At 67.7% G+C, this 15,745-nt stretch carries 12 protein-coding genes; 5 read left to right on the top strand and 7 right to left on the bottom strand.

Going from position 1 to position 15,745, the window contains the following annotated elements:
- A complete protein-coding gene (locus DX03_RS13735; RefSeq protein WP_038689586.1) occupies positions 1-1,134 on the top strand; it encodes a fatty acid desaturase family protein in 1,134 nt (377 codons plus the stop codon).
- A gap of 16 nt (positions 1,135-1,150) precedes the next feature.
- Here DX03_RS13735 and DX03_RS13730 read toward each other — a convergent pair whose 3' ends face one another.
- Complete coding sequence (locus DX03_RS13730; protein WP_051598868.1) at positions 1,151-2,281, bottom strand: metallophosphoesterase; 1,131 nt, start codon at positions 2,279-2,281, stop codon at positions 1,151-1,153.
- A 124-nt stretch (positions 2,282-2,405) separates the two neighbouring features.
- On the bottom strand, positions 2,406-3,830 hold the full coding sequence (locus tag DX03_RS13725) for a GGDEF domain-containing protein (protein ID WP_051598867.1): 1,425 nt from the start codon (positions 3,828-3,830) through the stop codon (positions 2,406-2,408).
- Between the two features lie 148 nt (positions 3,831-3,978).
- Here DX03_RS13725 and DX03_RS13720 point away from each other — a divergent pair, with 148 nt between their 5' ends.
- The 3 genes from DX03_RS13720 to DX03_RS13710 all read left to right on the top strand — a co-directional run bounded on the left by DX03_RS13720 (position 3,979) and on the right by DX03_RS13710 (position 8,186).
- Positions 3,979-5,031, top strand: coding sequence for a cation diffusion facilitator family transporter (locus DX03_RS13720; RefSeq protein WP_038689582.1), 1,053 nt, complete (start codon positions 3,979-3,981; stop codon positions 5,029-5,031).
- 87 nt (positions 5,032-5,118) lie between these two features.
- Positions 5,119-5,868, top strand: a complete 750-nt coding sequence (gene gpmA, locus DX03_RS13715; protein ID WP_038689579.1) for a 2,3-diphosphoglycerate-dependent phosphoglycerate mutase — start codon at positions 5,119-5,121, stop codon at positions 5,866-5,868.
- Positions 5,869-6,089: 221 nt separating this feature from the next.
- A complete protein-coding gene (locus DX03_RS13710) occupies positions 6,090-8,186 on the top strand; it encodes a M13 family metallopeptidase (protein WP_038689577.1) in 2,097 nt (698 codons plus the stop codon).
- Positions 8,187-8,584: 398 nt separating this feature from the next.
- On the opposite strand, the gene DX03_RS13705 is transcribed toward DX03_RS13710, so the two are convergent.
- From DX03_RS13705 to DX03_RS13685, 5 genes are all read right to left on the bottom strand, one after another.
- Positions 8,585-9,190 (bottom strand): HD-GYP domain-containing protein, encoded by a 606-nt coding sequence (locus DX03_RS13705; RefSeq protein WP_038689575.1) that lies wholly within the window; start codon positions 9,188-9,190, stop codon positions 8,585-8,587.
- 51 nt (positions 9,191-9,241) lie between these two features.
- Positions 9,242-9,763: a kinetochore Spc7 family protein gene (locus DX03_RS13700; RefSeq protein ID WP_038689572.1), complete on the bottom strand. Its 522-nt coding sequence runs from the start codon at positions 9,761-9,763 to the stop codon at positions 9,242-9,244.
- 82 nt (positions 9,764-9,845) lie between these two features.
- Positions 9,846-13,313, bottom strand: a complete 3,468-nt coding sequence (mfd, locus tag DX03_RS13695; protein WP_038689570.1) for a transcription-repair coupling factor — start codon at positions 13,311-13,313, stop codon at positions 9,846-9,848.
- A gap of 192 nt (positions 13,314-13,505) precedes the next feature.
- Positions 13,506-14,051 carry a GNAT family N-acetyltransferase gene (locus DX03_RS13690; protein ID WP_038689569.1) on the bottom strand — a complete coding sequence of 182 codons (546 nt, stop codon included), beginning with the start codon at positions 14,049-14,051 and terminating at the stop codon, positions 13,506-13,508.
- Between the two features lie 95 nt (positions 14,052-14,146).
- Positions 14,147-15,004, bottom strand: coding sequence for a 23S rRNA (adenine(2030)-N(6))-methyltransferase RlmJ (locus DX03_RS13685; RefSeq protein WP_038689566.1), 858 nt, complete (start codon positions 15,002-15,004; stop codon positions 14,147-14,149).
- Between the two features lie 45 nt (positions 15,005-15,049).
- On the opposite strand from DX03_RS13685, the gene creB reads away from it, so the two are divergent.
- Positions 15,050-15,742 carry a two-component system response regulator CreB gene (gene creB, locus DX03_RS13680; protein WP_038689564.1) on the top strand — a complete coding sequence of 231 codons (693 nt, stop codon included), beginning with the start codon at positions 15,050-15,052 and terminating at the stop codon, positions 15,740-15,742.
- Positions 15,743-15,745: the final 3 nt, after the last annotated feature.

The following is a 15,745-nucleotide window of genomic DNA, read 5'->3' as shown; positions in this document are numbered from 1 at the left end:
ATGTCTTCCGTGCACAACCGCGTGCTGTCGCCTACCGAACTGGATGCGTTCGGCAATGAACTCGATGCGCTGCGTGCGCGCCAGCTGGCCACGCTGGGGGCCGCCGACGCGCGTTACATCCGTCGCGTGGTGGCCGGCGTGCGCTGGACCGGCGTGGCCGGCCGCGCGCTGCTGTTCCTCGGTGCCTTCGTGCACAGCGTGCTGATCCCGGCGTGGATCGCCGGCGTGGTGCTGCTGGCGCTGTCCAAGATCCTGGAAAACATGGAGCTGGCGCACAACGTCATCCACGGCCAGTACGACTGGATGGGCGACCCGCAGCTGCAGGGCAGCACCTACGAATGGGACATCGTCGGCACCGCCGACAACTGGCGCAAGACCCACAATTTCCGCCACCACACCTACACCAACGTGCGCGGGCTGGACGATGACATCGGCTACGGCCTGCTGCGCATCTTCCCCGAACAGCGCTGGCGCCCGTTCTACCTGACCCAGCCGGTGGTGGCGGTGGTGTTCGCACTGCTGTTCGAATGGGGCATCGCCATCCAGGACCTGCGCCTGGGCCGCTGGTTCGCCGGCAAGATCACCTTCCGCCAGCTGCTGGCGCAGGCGCGCCCGGTGGGCCGCAAGATGGGCAAGCAGATGTTCAAGGACTACCTGCTGTTCCCCGCGCTGGCCGGCCCGTTCTTCCTGCCGGTGCTGCTGGGCAACGTGGTGGCCAACCTGATCCGCAACGTGTGGACCTACGTGATCATCTTCTGCGGCCACTTCACCGCCGACGCCGAGACCTTCCCCAAGGAATGCGTGCGCGACGAAAGCCGTGGCCACTGGTACCTGCGCCAGCTGCGCGGCTCGTCCAACCTGACCGGTGGCAAGCTGATGAATGTCATGTCGGGCAACCTCAGCCACCAGATCGAACACCACTTCTTCCCGGACATCCCGGCCAACCGCTATGCGGCCATCGCGGTGGACGTGAAGGCGATCTGCGCACGCTACGGCCAGCACTACAACACCGGCTCGTTGCCGAAGCAGTTCGGCCAGGTGATGTGGCGCATCGTGCGGCATGCCTTCCCGAGCCGGCCGGTGCGCGCCAAGGCCGCTGCCGTCAACGCTCAGCCACTGCCGCAGCAGGGCTGAGCCGGAACGCCGGGGCTCAGTCCTCCAGCCCCATCGTCCCCTCGGCCAGCGGCACCCGGCTGCCGTCGAGCAGGCCGCGGCTGAGCCCCCCGTCCTCGATGAACAGCAGTTCGCCGTTCTCGCCATTCTTGATGCTGCTGTCGATGGCGATGATGCGGTCGCCATGGAAACTGCTCACGTGCGGCATCGAGGTGTGCCCGACCACGATGCGCTTGAGCTCTAGCTGGGTGAGCAGCGCATCGACCTGGGCCGTGTCCAGTTGCCCGTCGAAGTAGCCGCGGTACCAGATCGGGCTGGTCTTGCCGTCGAACAGGCGCGCCGTGTCAGGCGCTGCCTTGACCTGATCGCGCGGCAGCCCCACGGCGGCCTGGTAGGTGGCGTTGGTGGCGTCCATGCCGCGCACCAGGTCCAGGTTCTCCGGTGCGATGCCACCGTGCAGGAACAACGTATCGCCGATCTTCAGCAGCACCGGGCGGGTGCGCAGCCACTGCCCGATCACCGAATCCGGCCCGTACAGCGCCGGGTAGCTGCGGCCCAGCAGCTGCGCGCTCCGGAGGTACTTCGGGTTCACGTAGCGCAGGTCGTCGTAAAGCACCATCGTTTCGTGGTTGCCCAGCACGAAGTGCACCGCGCCGCCGGCCGCGCGCGCCTGCTGCTGCAGGTTGTACAGCAGCCAGAACGCCTCGGTCACCTGTGGGCCGCGGTCGAAGACGTCCCCGGCCACCACCAGGGTGGCACCGCCCAGCGACCACTGGTCGTGCGCGTCGATCACGTGGTGGGCGCGCAGCAGCCTGACCAGCAGGTCGTACTGGCCGTGGATGTCCGACACCGCGACAATGCGGGGCGTGGCCGGATACTGCGCCACCTCGGCGGTGCGCGGCGGCAGCACGGTCACCGGATGCGGGTAGCCACACTCGGGCAGCACCTGGGTGGTATCGCCGCGGGCGTTCAGCGTACGGCGCACGATGTGGTCGTTGCAGATCCAGTCTGCCTCGTGGCCCTTGGCGGTGACGAACACGTACGGGCCGTCTGCATCGACGTGCTCGGCCGGTGCGGCCACCTCGCGCGCGCTGGTGGTGAAGGCGGCCAGCAACAGCAGGCAGGGAAGCAGCGCGTGCATCGCGCGCAGGGAACGGCAGGCAGGCATCGGCGACGTCCAGGCAGAAAAAGGCGTGCGCAGGCGCACCGGATGATCCTACTCGGCGGCGCACGCGTTGGGCATGCGCCGTTGGTACCGATGGATGTGCAGGAACAGGCGGTTGGCGGGTGACTCAGCCGCGCTGCAGGGCCTGGCGGCCCGGCGCTTCCGGCAACGTATCGTCGGCCAGCACCACGCGGTTGCGGCCGCGCTTCTTGGCCTGGTACATCGCTGCATCGGCGCGCGCCATCAAGCGCTCATAGTCCGGGTGGCCATCGTGCGCCGCCACGCCGATGCTGGCGGTCAATGCCAGTGCGGTGCCATCGGCCAGCTGCGCCGGGGTCTGTGCAATCTGCCGGCGCAGGTTCTCGGCAATTACCTCGGCCTGCGCCGCGGTGGCCGCCACCAGCACCACCACGAACTCCTCGCCGCCATAGCGGAACAGGTAGTCGCTGCCACGCGTCAGCTGCCCGAGCAGCGCGGCCACGTGCTGCAGGGCGCGATCGCCGCCGTCGTGCCCGTGCGCATCGTTGATCGCCTTGAAGTGGTCCAGGTCCAGCAGCAGTACCGAGAAGGGGGTGCTGGCCGAGGTGGCCAGTTCGATCTCACGGCGCAGCACGGTGGGCAGGAAGCGCCGGTTGAGCAGGTTGGTCAGGGCATCGCTGCCTGCGTCCAGTTCGCCGATCCGCTCGAACAGCATGCCCATCAGGGTGCGGATGCGCGCCAGCTGCTCGCGGATGCCCTGCAGCGCACCGAAGCGTGCGGCCACATCGGCATGGGCCAGCGCGGCGTGCAGCTGCGCGTCCACCTGGGCCACCAGTGCCCCCACCTGCGCGGTCTCGCTGCTTTCGCCGAAACTGGGAATGCCCTTGTGGGTGAACCACAGGCCGAAGTCGGAGTGCGCCAGATCGACGGTATCGGCGTCGGTGGCCTGGCTGGCGATGGCGTACAGCAGCGCGTTTTCCCAATCCAGCAGCAGGGCCCGTTGGCGTTCGCGTTCGGTGCTGACGTTCTGCACCAGCGAAAACAGCCGGTACGCCGCATCGGTGCGCGAGGAGCGCTCGCGTGCGTGCGTGTAAGCCAGGGTCATGCCTTCCAGGGCGATGTCCACCGAGGCACTCAGGCAACTGATGGCGTCGAACGCCACGTGGCTGTTCGGTGCCTGGGCGACGATCCGCTCGAACAGGCGCTGCTTGAGCACGCGCGTGCCGCGCGTGACCAGGTCTACCGGAATGCCGACGCGCGCATGCACGTCGCCGATCACCCGTTGCGCAGCCACCAGTGCGGCGACGCTGGCGGGCGTAGCCGTCAGCAGCTGGGTCAGCCAGCGCTGCATGGCCGGCTTCAGCCGCAGCCGCACCTGGTCGTGGGACAGGAAGCGGCTGGCGCGCGGGTCCTCCAGCAGTACGTCATAGAAGTGATGGGCCAGGTCAGGCGGCGAGTGGGCCGCCAGATCGGCCAGCAGTGCGGCCGCCTCGGGGCGGGTGGCCTGCAGCGTCTGCTGCCATGCATCGGCCAGTGGCCGGCTGGCCTCATCCAGGTTTGGAACGATATCCACGATGGTTGCTCTTCCCGCCACACAGGCCGTCGAAGGTTAACGGCCGCGCGTGGCTGTAATGAAGTTACAGAATGAACGCGAGCCCAAGTGTAATAGTCTCCGCCGCATTGCCTGCTTACTCTGCGCGCATTGCAACGGAGACACCTTCATGGGTCACGACCACGATCACCTGCCCAGCGAAATCCGCCACGAAAAACCCTTGTGGTGGGCGCTGGGCCTGACCACCACCTTCCTGCTGGTGGAAGTGGCGGGCGCGTTCTGGACCAACAGCCTGGCGCTGCTGTCCGACGCGGCGCACATGGCCACCGATACGCTGGCGTTGATGATCGCGCTGGTGGCGGTGCGGCTCAGTCGCCGCCCGCCGGATGCCAAGCGCACCTATGGCTACGCGCGGCTGGAAGCGCTGGGCGCGATGTTCAACGGCGGCATGCTGTTCGTGGTGGCCGGCTACATCCTCTGGGAAGCCATCGAACGGTTCCGCCAGCCGCAGGAGATCGCCTCCACCGGCATGCTGGTGATCGCCGCGTTTGGTCTGGTCATCAACCTGATCTCGATGCGCCTGCTGCGTGCGGGCAGCGGCGAAAGCCTCAACGTGAAGGGCGCCTACCTGGAAGTCTGGGCCGACATGCTCGGGTCGGTTGCGGTGATCATCGGCGCGCTGCTGATCCGCTGGACCGGCTGGAAGCCGATCGATCCGATCCTGGCGGTGCTGATCGGTCTGTGGGTGCTGCCACGCACGTGGGTGCTGATGCGCGAGGCCATCAACGTGCTGCTTGAAGGCGTGCCCAAGGGCACCGACATCGCGGCCGTGCGCACGGCGTTGTGCGCGCAGGGCGGCGTAGTCGATGTGCACGATCTGCACGTATGGGCGCTGGCATCCAGCACACCGGCATTGACCGCGCACGTGGTGATGGCCGACGGCGTGGAGGCCGATGCGCTGCGACGCGCGCTGACCACCACGCTGCATGACCGGTTCGAGATCGAGCATGTCACCCTGCAGATCGAAGCGGATCATTGCGGCGACAGTTGCAGCGTGGGCAGCCCCACGGCGGGCGATGCGCATGCCGGCCATGAGCACGGCGACCACGCGCATGCCCATGCCGACCACGCGCATGCCGCCACCGACGGCGGTCGCACCGGCACCGACAGCGGTCGCACCGGCACCGACGCGCAGGGCCACCACGGCCATCCACATCCCTGAACCGGCCCGCCCGGCTGCCGGGTGCGGGGCAGGGCAGGCTTGCCGCTACAATGCGGGTCTGCCTTGCCATCTGTCGGAGATACTGCAGTGACCCGGAAACTCGTACTGTTGCGCCACGGCCAGAGCCAGTGGAACCTGGACAACCGCTTCACCGGTTGGGTGGACGTGGAACTCACCGAACAGGGCCGCCGCGAGGCCGCCGCCGCCGGCCGCCTGATGCGCGAAGAAGGGCTGCAGTTCGATGTGGCGCATACCTCGGTGCTCAAGCGCGCCATCCACACCCTGCAGGGTGCATTGGCCGAACTGGACCAGGACTGGCTGCCGGTGAGCAAGAGCTGGCGCTTGAACGAACGCCATTACGGCGGGCTGCAGGGCCTGGACAAGGCCGAGACCGCGGCCAAGCACGGCGAGGACCAGGTCAAGATCTGGCGCCGTTCCTACGACATCCCGCCGCCGGCCATGGACATCGAGGACCCGGGCCACCCGATCCACGACCGCCGCTACGCCGGCCTGGACCGCAACGCGCTGCCCGGCACCGAATCGCTGGCCACCACCCTGGACCGCGTGCTGCCGTACTGGTTCGATGCGATCGCCCCGCAGTTGAAGGACGGCAAGACGGTGCTGGTGACCGCGCACGGCAATTCGCTGCGCGCGCTGTACAAGTACCTCAACAACGTCTCGCAAGAAGCCATCCTGGAGCTCAACATCCCGACCGGCATTCCGTTGCTGTTCGAGCTCAACGACGACCTGACGGTGCAGTCGTTCCGCTACCTGGGCGACCCGGAAGCGGCCCGCAAGGCCGCCGAAGCGGTGGCCAACCAGGGCAAAGCGAAGTAACAACGAAAGGCCGGCACAAGCCGGCCTTTTCTTTACCCCCGCGGGTAGAGCCACCCCATGGGTGGCTGCACGCGACGCACGGTTCACGCAGCCACCCATGGGGTGGCTCTACCGGCGTGTGATGGTGTGACCTTTGGCCGGTTCCCCGCCGGCGCTCCCGCGCTACGCTGCCTGATTGCCCGCCCGCCGGGCAATGCATCCATCTGTAGCCGGAGAGACGAATGAAGTTTTCCAAGCTGGTCCCGCTGGGCCTGACCGTTGCCATCGCCGCGTCGCTGGCGTCCTGCGGCAAGACCGATACCGCGCCTGCCGCCACCGCCGATGCGGCCACGCCGGCGTTTGATCAGTCGCAGATCAAGACCGCGCTGATCTCGCTCAACAGCGCCGACCTGGACCCGTCGATCGCCGCCTGCACGGACCTCAACGGCTTCGTCAACAGCAAGTGGCTCACCGCCAACCCGGTGCCCAACGACCAGACCACCTGGGGCAGCTTCGAGATCCTGCGCGAGCGTTCGCTGGAAGTGCAGCACGCGCTGGTCCAGCAGGCCGCCGCCAGCAAGCCCAAGGCCGGTTCGGTGGAAGCCAAGATCGGTGACATCTGGAGCACCGGCTCGGACGAGGCCAAGATTGAAGCGGCCGGCATCACCCCGCTGCAGCCGCAGCTGGACAAGATCGCCGCGCTGAACGACACCGCCGCCATCACCCAGTACCTGCGCGACAGCCAGGCACAGGGCCAGGGCGTGCTGTTCTCGCTGTCGGCCAATGCCGACTACAAGGATTCGGCCAACGTCATCGCCTACGTGGGCCAGGGCGGGCTGGGCCTGCCGGAGAAGGGCTACTACGTCGATGATGCGCAGGCCAAAATCCGCGACGCGTATGTGGCCTACATCGCGCAGGCGCTGACCCTGTCCGGCGTGGATGCCGCGCAGGCCAAGGCCCAGGCCAAGGCCGTGCTGGACTTCGAAACCCGCCTGGCCAAGGCCTCGCTGTCGCGCATCGAACTGCGCGATCCGGCCAAGCGCTACAACCCGGTCAGCGCCGCCGAAGCCGACAAACTGACCCCCAACTTCAGCTGGACCGCGCTGTTTGACACCCTGAAGGTGCCGGCCGCGCAGAAGTTCTCGCTGGCCCAGCCGGGTTTCTTCACCGAAGTGGACAAGATGCTCGCCGACGTGCCGGCCAGCACCTGGCAGGCGTACCTGCGCTTCCACACCATCGATGATGCGTCGCCGTACCTGAGCAGCGCGTTCGAGAAGGCCAACTTCGACTTCTACAGCACCACCCTGCGTGGCCAGAAGGAAATGCAGCCGCGCTGGAAGCGTGTGCTGGAATCGGTGAATGGCGCGATCGGCGAAGGCCTCGGCCAGCTGTACGTCAACGCGGTGTTCCCGGCCGACTCCAAGGTGCAGATGCAGCACCTGGTGGAAAACCTCTCGGTGGCGCTGAAGGCGCGCCTGGAGAAGCTGGAATGGATGGGCGAGGACACCCGCAAGAAGGCGCTGGAAAAGTGGGCCAGCTTCACCCCGAAGATCGGCTACCCGGACAAGTGGCGCGACTGGTCGGGCTATGAAACCAACGCCGACAGCTACCTGGGCAACATGCAGGCCGCGCGCGCGTTCAACTACCGCTACATGCTGAACAAGATCGGCAAGCCGGTGGACAAGACCGAGTGGGGCATGACCCCGCAGACCGTCAACGCCTACTACAACGCCACCAAGAACGAGATCGTGTTCCCGGCTGCCATCCTGCAGGCGCCGTTCTTCGACGCCAAGGCGGATCCGGCGTTGAACTACGGCGGCATCGGCGCGGTGATCGGCCATGAAATGATGCACGGCTACGATGACTCGGGCAGCCAGTTCGCCGCCAACGGCAACTTTGACAACTGGTGGACCGACAGCGACCGCAAGGCCTTCACCGGCCGCACCGACCAGCTGGTGGCGCAGTTCGACGGCTATGAATCGCTGCCGGGCGTGAACGTGAAGGGCAAGCTGACCCTGGGCGAGAACATCGGCGACCTGGGCGGCCTGACCGTGGCCTACGACGCGCTGCAGATGGCGTTGAAGGAAGACCCGAAGGCCAACGTGGCCGTGGACGGTCACAGCCAGGACCAGCGCTTCTTCATGAACTGGGCCACCGTGTGGCGCCGCAACTTCAACGAAGGCGAGCTGCGCGTGCGTCTGAACACCGACCCGCACGCCCCCGCCAACTTCCGCGCCAACGGCGCACCGTCCAACATGCCGGCTTATGCCAAGGCGTTCGAGTGCAAGGCGGGCGATGCGATGGTGCGTGCCGATGACAAGCGTGTTGTGATCTGGTGATCGCAGCGCGTTGAGTGGAACAAAGAACCCGGCGCAAGCCGGGTTTTTTGTTGGAGCATCGATGCGGGCAGTTGGCCATGCCCGGCGATCCGTGCGCGTCGTCGTGGCACGCGGAGGTAGGGTTGGATCCCAATCAACTGCCGTGAGCGGGTCAACGCGCTTTGACGCATGGAGCTTGAACGGGAAAGCGCCTTCACCGTTCTCAGGTGCTGCGTTCGTCGCGCGTTGAATGATGGTCTGCGGTCGATCGGGATGCGACCCTACCTCTGTGGGGCAGTGCCGCTTCTGCGCGTTGCGTTCATCGACCTTGCGTTCGTCGCGTGCTGCACGCGCATTGCGTGACAGCGCGATCGGATCCGTCCTGCGCAACTGCAGGTGTACTCGTTCGGCACGGGGCCTTACGCCAGCGCCGGTTCGCGCCGCAGCAGGTCCTGGAAGGCACCCAGCAGGTAAGCATCGATCATGCCACCGGACGCGTCGTCCAGGATGCGCATGACCCGGCCGCGCTCCATGGCGCCGCGGTAGGGGCGGTCGCTGGTCATCGCGTCCCAGGCGTCGACGATGGTGAGGATGCGTGCGCCCAGCGGAATGCTCTCGCCGCGCAGGCCGTCGGGATAGCCGCTGCCGTCGAACGCTTCGTGATGGGCGCGGATCAGGCGGGCCACGTCGGCGGCGTCGGCGCGCCCGGTGGCCAGGAAAATGCGTTCGCCGTGTTCGGGGTGTTGGCGCATGATCGCCTGCTCGGCGTGGTCATGCCGCCCGGGGTTGAGCAGTACGTCGTCGGGAATGCCGATCTTGCCGATGTCATGGAAGCAGGCCGCCAGTTCGATCTGGTCGCACTGGGCAGGGTCCAGGCTGCAATGCCGGGCCAGCGAGCGGGCCAGCAGGCCGACGCGGTCGCAGTGGTGGCGGGTGTAGGCATCGCGCAGCTGCAGCGACACCGACAGCGCGTCGATGGAGCAGGCCAATGCGGCGGGGGTGTCGTGTGGGGAGTAATCGGTCACGGGGAAATACTGCCACGCTCCCGGTCGCCGAAGCGACCGGGAGCGGCGGAATCAATGCCTCTGCAGCTGGATGCCGTGCTTCTTGGCGTACGCATCCTGCGCCGCGTCCAGGGCCTGCATTTCCGTATCGATACGGTTGCCGACGGTCTGCAGCTTCTCGGCCAGCGGCATGACCTGTTCCTTGGTCTTGTCGGCCGGCAGCGCGGCCATTTCCACCAGGATGCCGAACATTTCCTCGGCGCTCTGCACGTAGGCGCGCAGCTTCTGGTGCACGTCCTTGGCATCCTCGTCCGGCGGCATCTGGTCGATGCGGGTCAGGTACTGCTGCATCTCGGTGCGGGCACGTTCCAGGCCGGGCTTGAGCGTGTCCAGGCCCTCACCGGTGGCCAGCGCCTTCTGCAGCGGCTCGCTCTTGTTGCCGACGGTCCACTCCTGCACGGTGCTGGCAGCGCCGTTCCAGAAGGCGACGTTCTCGGTGAGGTATTCGCTGGCGCTCATGCCACTGCCACTGCCACCGCAGGCGCTCAACAGGCCGAGGCTGGCAGCCAGCAGCAGGGTACGGAATCGTTTCAAAGCAACTCTCCTTGTCGCGGGCAGATAACAGGGAAAAAACCCTCCGGCCCGCAGAAGCGGAGGGTCACAGGGGAAACAGGGATCAGCGTGGCGACAGGGTCAACAACAGGGCCTTGGCCGCGCTGAAACGGTCTTCGGGCAACGGCAACGGGTGCTTGATGCGCAGTTTGTCCGGACCGTCCATCGTGTACAGCTTGGGCTGCTTCTGGATCATCTGGATGACCGCCATCGGGTCGATCGCCGGCTTGGCCTCGAACACGATGCGCCCGCCATTCTCGCCCAGTTCCAGCTTGCGCACGCCCAGCACATTGGCCTGCAGCTTCAGTTCGGCGATGGCGAACAGGTGCTTGGCCGGGTCGGGAAGCAGGCCGAAGCGGTCGATCATTTCCACCTGCAGCTCGCGCAGTTCATCGGTGTCGCGCGCGCTGCTGATGCGCTTGTACAGCGTCAGGCGGGTATGGACGTCGGGCAGGTAGTCGTCGGGGATCAGCGCCGGCACATGCAGTTCGACCTCGGCACCGCGCACTTCTTCGCCGGCATCCAGGTCGGGCAGCTTGCCCAGGCGGATGCTGCGCACCGCACGTTCCAGCAGCTCGGTGTACAGGCTGAAGCCCACCTCGGCCATCTGGCCGCTCTGGTCTTCGCCGAGCAGTTCGCCGGCACCGCGGATTTCCAGGTCATGGGTGGCCAGGGTGAAGCCGGCGCCCAGCTCGTCCATCGACGCGATCGCATCCAGGCGCTTCTGCGCGTCGGGGGTCATCGCGCGCTTGTCCGGCACCACCAGGTAGGCATAGGCGCGGTGGTGCGAGCGACCCACGCGGCCGCGCAGTTGGTGCAGCTGGGCCAGGCCGAAGCGGTCGGCGCGGTTGATGATGATCGTGTTGGCGTTGGGGATGTCGATGCCCGATTCGATGATCGTGGTCGACAGCAGCACGTTGTAGCGCTGCTTCTGGAAGTCCAGCATCACCCGTTCCAGCTCGCGCTCGGGCATCTGCCCGTGGGCGATGCCGATGCGGGCCTCGGGCACCAGCTCGGCCAGGTCGCGCTGCATGCGGCCGATGCTTTCCACGTCGTTGTGCAGGAAGTACAGCTGGCCACCGCGGGCCAGTTCGCGCTGGAAGGCTTCGCGCAGCAGCGCGTTGTCCCACGCGGTGATGAAGGTCTGCACCGCCAGCCGGTTCGGCGGCGGGGTGGCGATGATCGACAGGTCGCGCAGCCCGGCCATGGCCATGTTCAAGGTGCGCGGGATCGGGGTGGCGGTGAGGGTGAGCAGGTGCACGTTGGCGCGCATCGCCTTCAGCGCTTCCTTCTGGCGCACGCCGAAACGCTGCTCCTCGTCCACCACCACCAGGCCCAGGTCCTTGAACTTCACGTCCGGCTGCAGCAGGCGATGGGTACCGATGATGACGTCGATGGTGCCGGCGGCCACCTTCTCCAGCTCGGCCTTGATTTCCTTGGTGGTCTTGAAGCGCGACAGCACTTCCACCCGCAGCGGCCAGTCGGCGAAGCGGTCGCGGAAGTTGCGGTAGTGCTGCTCGGCCAGCAGCGTTGTGGGCACCAGCACGGCCACCTGCTTGCCAGCGCTGGCGGCGGCGAACGCGGCGCGCACGGCCACTTCGGTCTTGCCGAAGCCGACGTCGCCGCAGACCACGCGGTCCATCGGCTGGCTGCTGGCGAGGTCGCGCAGGGTGGCGTCGATGGCGGCCAGCTGGTCGGGGGTTTCCTCGAACGGGAAGCCGGCCGCGAACGGCTCGTACATCGAGCGGTCCACGTGCAGCGCCAACCCCGCACGGGCGCGCCGGCGGGCCTGGATTTCCAGCAGTTCGGCGGCCACGTCGCGGACCTTTTCGGCCGCACGGCGCTTGGCCTTGCTCCACTGCTCGCCGCCCAGTGAATGCAGCGGCGCGGTTTCGGCCGATGCGCCGGAGTAGCGACTGATCAGGTGCAGCTGCGCCACCGGCACGTACAGGCGGTCGCCCTTGGCGTATTCGATCTCCAGGAATTCGCCCGGCATGCCGCCGGCGTCGAGCACGATCAGGCCGCGGTAGCGCCCCACACCGTGGTCTTCATGGACGATCGGCGCGCCTTCGGTGAGCTCGCCGAGGTCGCGGATGATCGCTTCCGGCTCGCGCCCCACGCGGCGGCTGCGGCGGGTGGTGCCGGCACGCTCGGGGAACAACTGACGCTCGGTGAGCACCGCGATCTGCGGTGTGTCCAGCGCGAAACCGTCTTCCAGCGGCGCCACGGTGATCGCAAAGCGGTTGCTGGCGTCGGCCAGGAACGCCGGCAGGTCGACCACCACCGGCGGCTTCAGCTCGGCTGCCTGCAGCACTTCCAGCAGCGCTTCGCGGCGCCCCGGCGAATCGGCGGCAATCAGCACCCGACCCGGGTAGTGGCCTATGAAGGACTTCAGTGCTTCGCCGGCCGGCGCATCGCGCGCGGCCACCGGCAGCGGCGGCAACGGCTGGTCGCCCAGCGGCTGCGCGTCGTCGATGCGCGCGTGGTCGGCGTTCCAGATCTCGATGCGGGGCAGGGCATTGAGGGTGGAGTTCAGTGTTTCCGGGCTGAGGTACAGCTCCTGCGGCGCCAGCAACGGGCGCTCCACGTCATGTCGGCGCTGCTCGTAGCGGTTGCCGGTCTGCGCCCAGAAGGCGGCGGCCGCTTCGCCCACGCCGGCGCCGACCACCGGCAGCACGTTCGGCTGCAGGTAGTCCAGCAGGGTGGCGGTCTGGTCGAAGAACAGCGGCAGGTAATACTCCACGCCGGCCGGGGCCAGCCCGGCCTTGAGATCCTGGTACAGCGCGCTGCGCCGGGTATCCACGTCGAAGCGTTCGCGCAGGGTGGCCAGCACCCGCGACACGGCCAGGTCGTCCAGCGGGACTTCGCGGCCGGGCAGCATGCGCACAGCATCGACCTTGTCCAGCGAGCGCTGGCTTTCCGGGTCGAAGGCGCGGATCGAATCGATGTCCTCGTCCAGCAGCTCGATGCGCAACGGCGTCTGTGCGCCCATCGGGAACACGTCGAGCAGGCCGCCGCGCACCGCGAAATCGCCCGGGTCCATCACCTGCGGCACGTTGCGGTAGGCCGCCGCTTCCAGGCGTCGCTTCTCCGCATCCAAGTCCAGGCGCTGGCCGACCTTCAGGTCGAAACTGCCCCCGATGATGTACTTGCGCGGGGCCAGCCGCTGCAGCAGGGTCTGCACCGGCACCACCACGATGCCACGGGTGAGCGTGGGCAACTGGTGCAGCGCGGCCAGGCGCTGGGAGATGATGTCCGGGTGCGGGCTGAAGGCGTCGTAGGGCAGGGTTTCCCAATCCGGGAACGCGACCACCGGCAGCGCGGACGCGCTGCCCAGCAGGGTGCGCAGATCCGATTCGATCTGGTTGGCCCCGTGGTTGTCGCGTGCGATGACCAGCAGGGGCCCGTCATGGACCTCTGCGGCACGGGCGACGTACCAGGCCAACGCCGTGGCCGAAGCGGGAGCGCGCCACCAGGCGCGGAGCTGGCCGGAACGGGGCAGCGGCGGAGCGGGATAGGAGGGGCGTGACATGAACCGTCGATTTTAGCAGACGCCGAAGTCACGGCCATGTCAGCCCGGCTCGCTGCCGCTCACCGTTGCGTGCCTGGTGGCACAGCCCCGGTAGGTGCCGGCCGTTGGCCGGCACGCCCTCAAAGCCGTAGGTACCGGCCGTTGGCCGGCACGCGCACAAAAGGTAGGTGCCGGCCGTTGGCCGGCACGCCGTCAGCTGTCGAGCTCCAGGACCATGCGCACCAACCCGGGCGTGCCCTGCGGGTGCGGCACCGGCTTGAAGCCCAGCGAAGCAGCCAGCTGCTTCATCGGCTCGTTCTCTTCGGCCACGTCGCCGTACAGGCGATCCAGGTACTTGCCGCGCGCCCACTTGACCAGCTTGCGCATCAGCTGCCGGCCCAACCCCTGGCCCACCAGGAAGCGGCTGACCAGGATGGCGTACTCGGCCTCGCGGGTGCCTTGGATGATCGAAGCCCGTGCCACCGCGCCGACCACGGCTTCACCGGCGGGCAGCGACTCGGCCGCCACCAGGGTGATTTCGCTCTTCGGATTGGGGTGGGTCAGGCGCTGGGTGGTTTCCGGCGACAGCTCGGTCACCGATTGCAGGAAGCGGTCGCGGATCTCTTCGGGCCCGAACAGGCTGAAGGCCGCATGCAGCGGCGCCCCGTCTTCGGGGCGGATCGGGCGGATCAGCAGCTCGTGGCCACTGGGTGCCTTGAAAATCTCGTGCCAGGGCGGCATGCGGTTACGGGTAGCCATACCGGTGATTCCTAGGTGGTCTTTGGATTCTCGCATCCCGGGGCGCCGGTTCCGTGAACGGAACGCTCACGCCGTTCAGGGGCGCGCAAGGACGCTCATTCGGCCTGCTTGAGCCACTGCAGCCGGGTGCTGGCGCCGGCCTCGCCCAGGAACTGCTTCAGCGCCGGCATGGCCGGGGCCAGCACCTGGTCGAACTGCCAGGGCGGGTTGAGCAGCAGCATGCCGCTGCCATTGAGCCGCAGCGGCGAGTCGTCCGGCCGGATCAGCAGTTCGGCGGTCAGCACCGACTTCACCGGCAGCGCACAGGCCTTGCGCAGGAAATGCAGGATGGTGCGGCGCTGCTTGATCGGGAACCAGATCGCGAAGGTGGCCTGTGGCCAGCGGCCGAGGATCTCGCTCACCGAGGCCAGGATGGCCTGGTATTCGGCGTCCTGGCCCTCGTAGGGCGGGTCGATCAGGACCAGCCCGCGGCCGATCTTCACACCGTTGGCCTTGGGCGGCAGCAGGGCACGGTTCTGCGCGTAGCCGTCGGCGTGGTAAACGCCGACCCGGCTGTCGTGGGCGAACAGCGCCTTCAGCGAGGCGGCCTCGTCGTCCTGCACCTCGCAGACCGCCATGCGGTCCTGCTCGCGCAGGGCGCGGGCGGTCAGCAGCGGCGAGCCGGGGTAGCTGATCATGGCCCCGACCGGGTTGTCGGCCTGGACGGCCTTCAGGTAGCGCTCGACCACCGCCGGCAGCGTGGGCTGGGCCATCAGGCGCATCACCCCCTCCTCGGCCTCCAGGGTCTTGCGGCTTTCCTCGCTGGCCAGCAGGTAGCGGCCAGCGCCGCCGTGGGTGTCCAGCACGAAGAACGGGCTGTCCTTGCGCTTGAAGGTGTCGAGCAGGGCAAGCTGCACGATGTGCTTGAGCACATCGGCATGGTTGCCGGCATGGAAGGCGTGGCGGTAATTCATCGGCGCAGTGTACGGGGCGGCGGGCCCAGCGGCTATGCTGCGCGCATGAACCGCCCCCTGCACAACGTCCTGGTCGTCGAAGACGAAACCGCCATCGCCGACACCGTCCTGTATGCCCTGCGCAGCGAAGGCTACGGCGCCCAGCACTGCCTGCTGGGCGGCGGCGCGCTGGAGGCCCTGCGCCAGCAGGCCTTCGACGTGGTGGTGCTGGACGTGGGGCTGCCGGACATGAGCGGGTTTGAAGTGTGTCGCAGCCTGCGCACCTTCAGCGAGGTGCCGGTGATCTTCCTGACGGCGCGCAACGACGAGTTCGACCGCGTGCTGGGCCTGGAACTGGGCGCGGACGATTACATGGCCAAGCCTTTCTCGCCGCGCGAACTGGTGGCCCGGGTGCGTGCGCGGCTGCGCCGCAGCAGCAGCGCCCCGGCCGAGCAGGCCGGCTGGCAGCAGCACGGCCGCTTCGCGATCGACCGCGAGGGCCGTCGCATCCGCTTTGCCGAGCAGCCGCTGGAGCTGACCCGCTACGAGTACGCGCTGATGGCCGCGCTACTGCAGCGCCCGGGGTCCATCCTCAGCCGCGCCCAGCTGATGGACCGTGGCTGGGACACCGACGCCGACAGCGCCGACCGCACCGTGGATACCCACGTCAAGACGCTGCGGGCCAAGCTGCGTGCCGCAGGGGCTGACCCCGACCCGATCCGCACCCATCGCGGGCTCGGCTACGCGCTGGAGGTCTGAGCC

This window comes from Stenotrophomonas rhizophila (assembly GCF_000661955.1).
Classification (GTDB): domain Bacteria; phylum Pseudomonadota; class Gammaproteobacteria; order Xanthomonadales; family Xanthomonadaceae; genus Stenotrophomonas; species Stenotrophomonas rhizophila.
The sequence above is the reverse complement of the archived record's forward strand: the minus strand, read 5'-3'. Positions and strand labels throughout refer to the sequence as shown.

Excerpts from the sequence above, each read along its gene's own strand:
- mfd (WP_038689570.1), bottom strand. The coding sequence starts at position 13,313 with ATGTCACGCCCCTCCTATCCCGCTCCGCCGCTGCCCCGTTCCGGCCAG.
- DX03_RS13720 (WP_038689582.1), top strand. The coding sequence starts at position 3,979 with ATGGGTCACGACCACGATCACCTGCCCAGCGAAATCCGCCACGAAAAA.
- DX03_RS13710 (WP_038689577.1), top strand. The coding sequence starts at position 6,090 with ATGAAGTTTTCCAAGCTGGTCCCGCTGGGCCTGACCGTTGCCATCGCC.
- DX03_RS13685 (WP_038689566.1), bottom strand. The coding sequence starts at position 15,004 with ATGAATTACCGCCACGCCTTCCATGCCGGCAACCATGCCGATGTGCTC.
- DX03_RS13690 (WP_038689569.1), bottom strand. The coding sequence starts at position 14,051 with ATGGCTACCCGTAACCGCATGCCGCCCTGGCACGAGATTTTCAAGGCA.
- DX03_RS13735 (WP_038689586.1), top strand. The coding sequence starts at position 1 with ATGTCTTCCGTGCACAACCGCGTGCTGTCGCCTACCGAACTGGATGCG.
- creB (WP_038689564.1), top strand. The coding sequence starts at position 15,050 with ATGAACCGCCCCCTGCACAACGTCCTGGTCGTCGAAGACGAAACCGCC.
- DX03_RS13730 (WP_051598868.1), bottom strand. The coding sequence starts at position 2,281 with ATGCCTGCCTGCCGTTCCCTGCGCGCGATGCACGCGCTGCTTCCCTGC.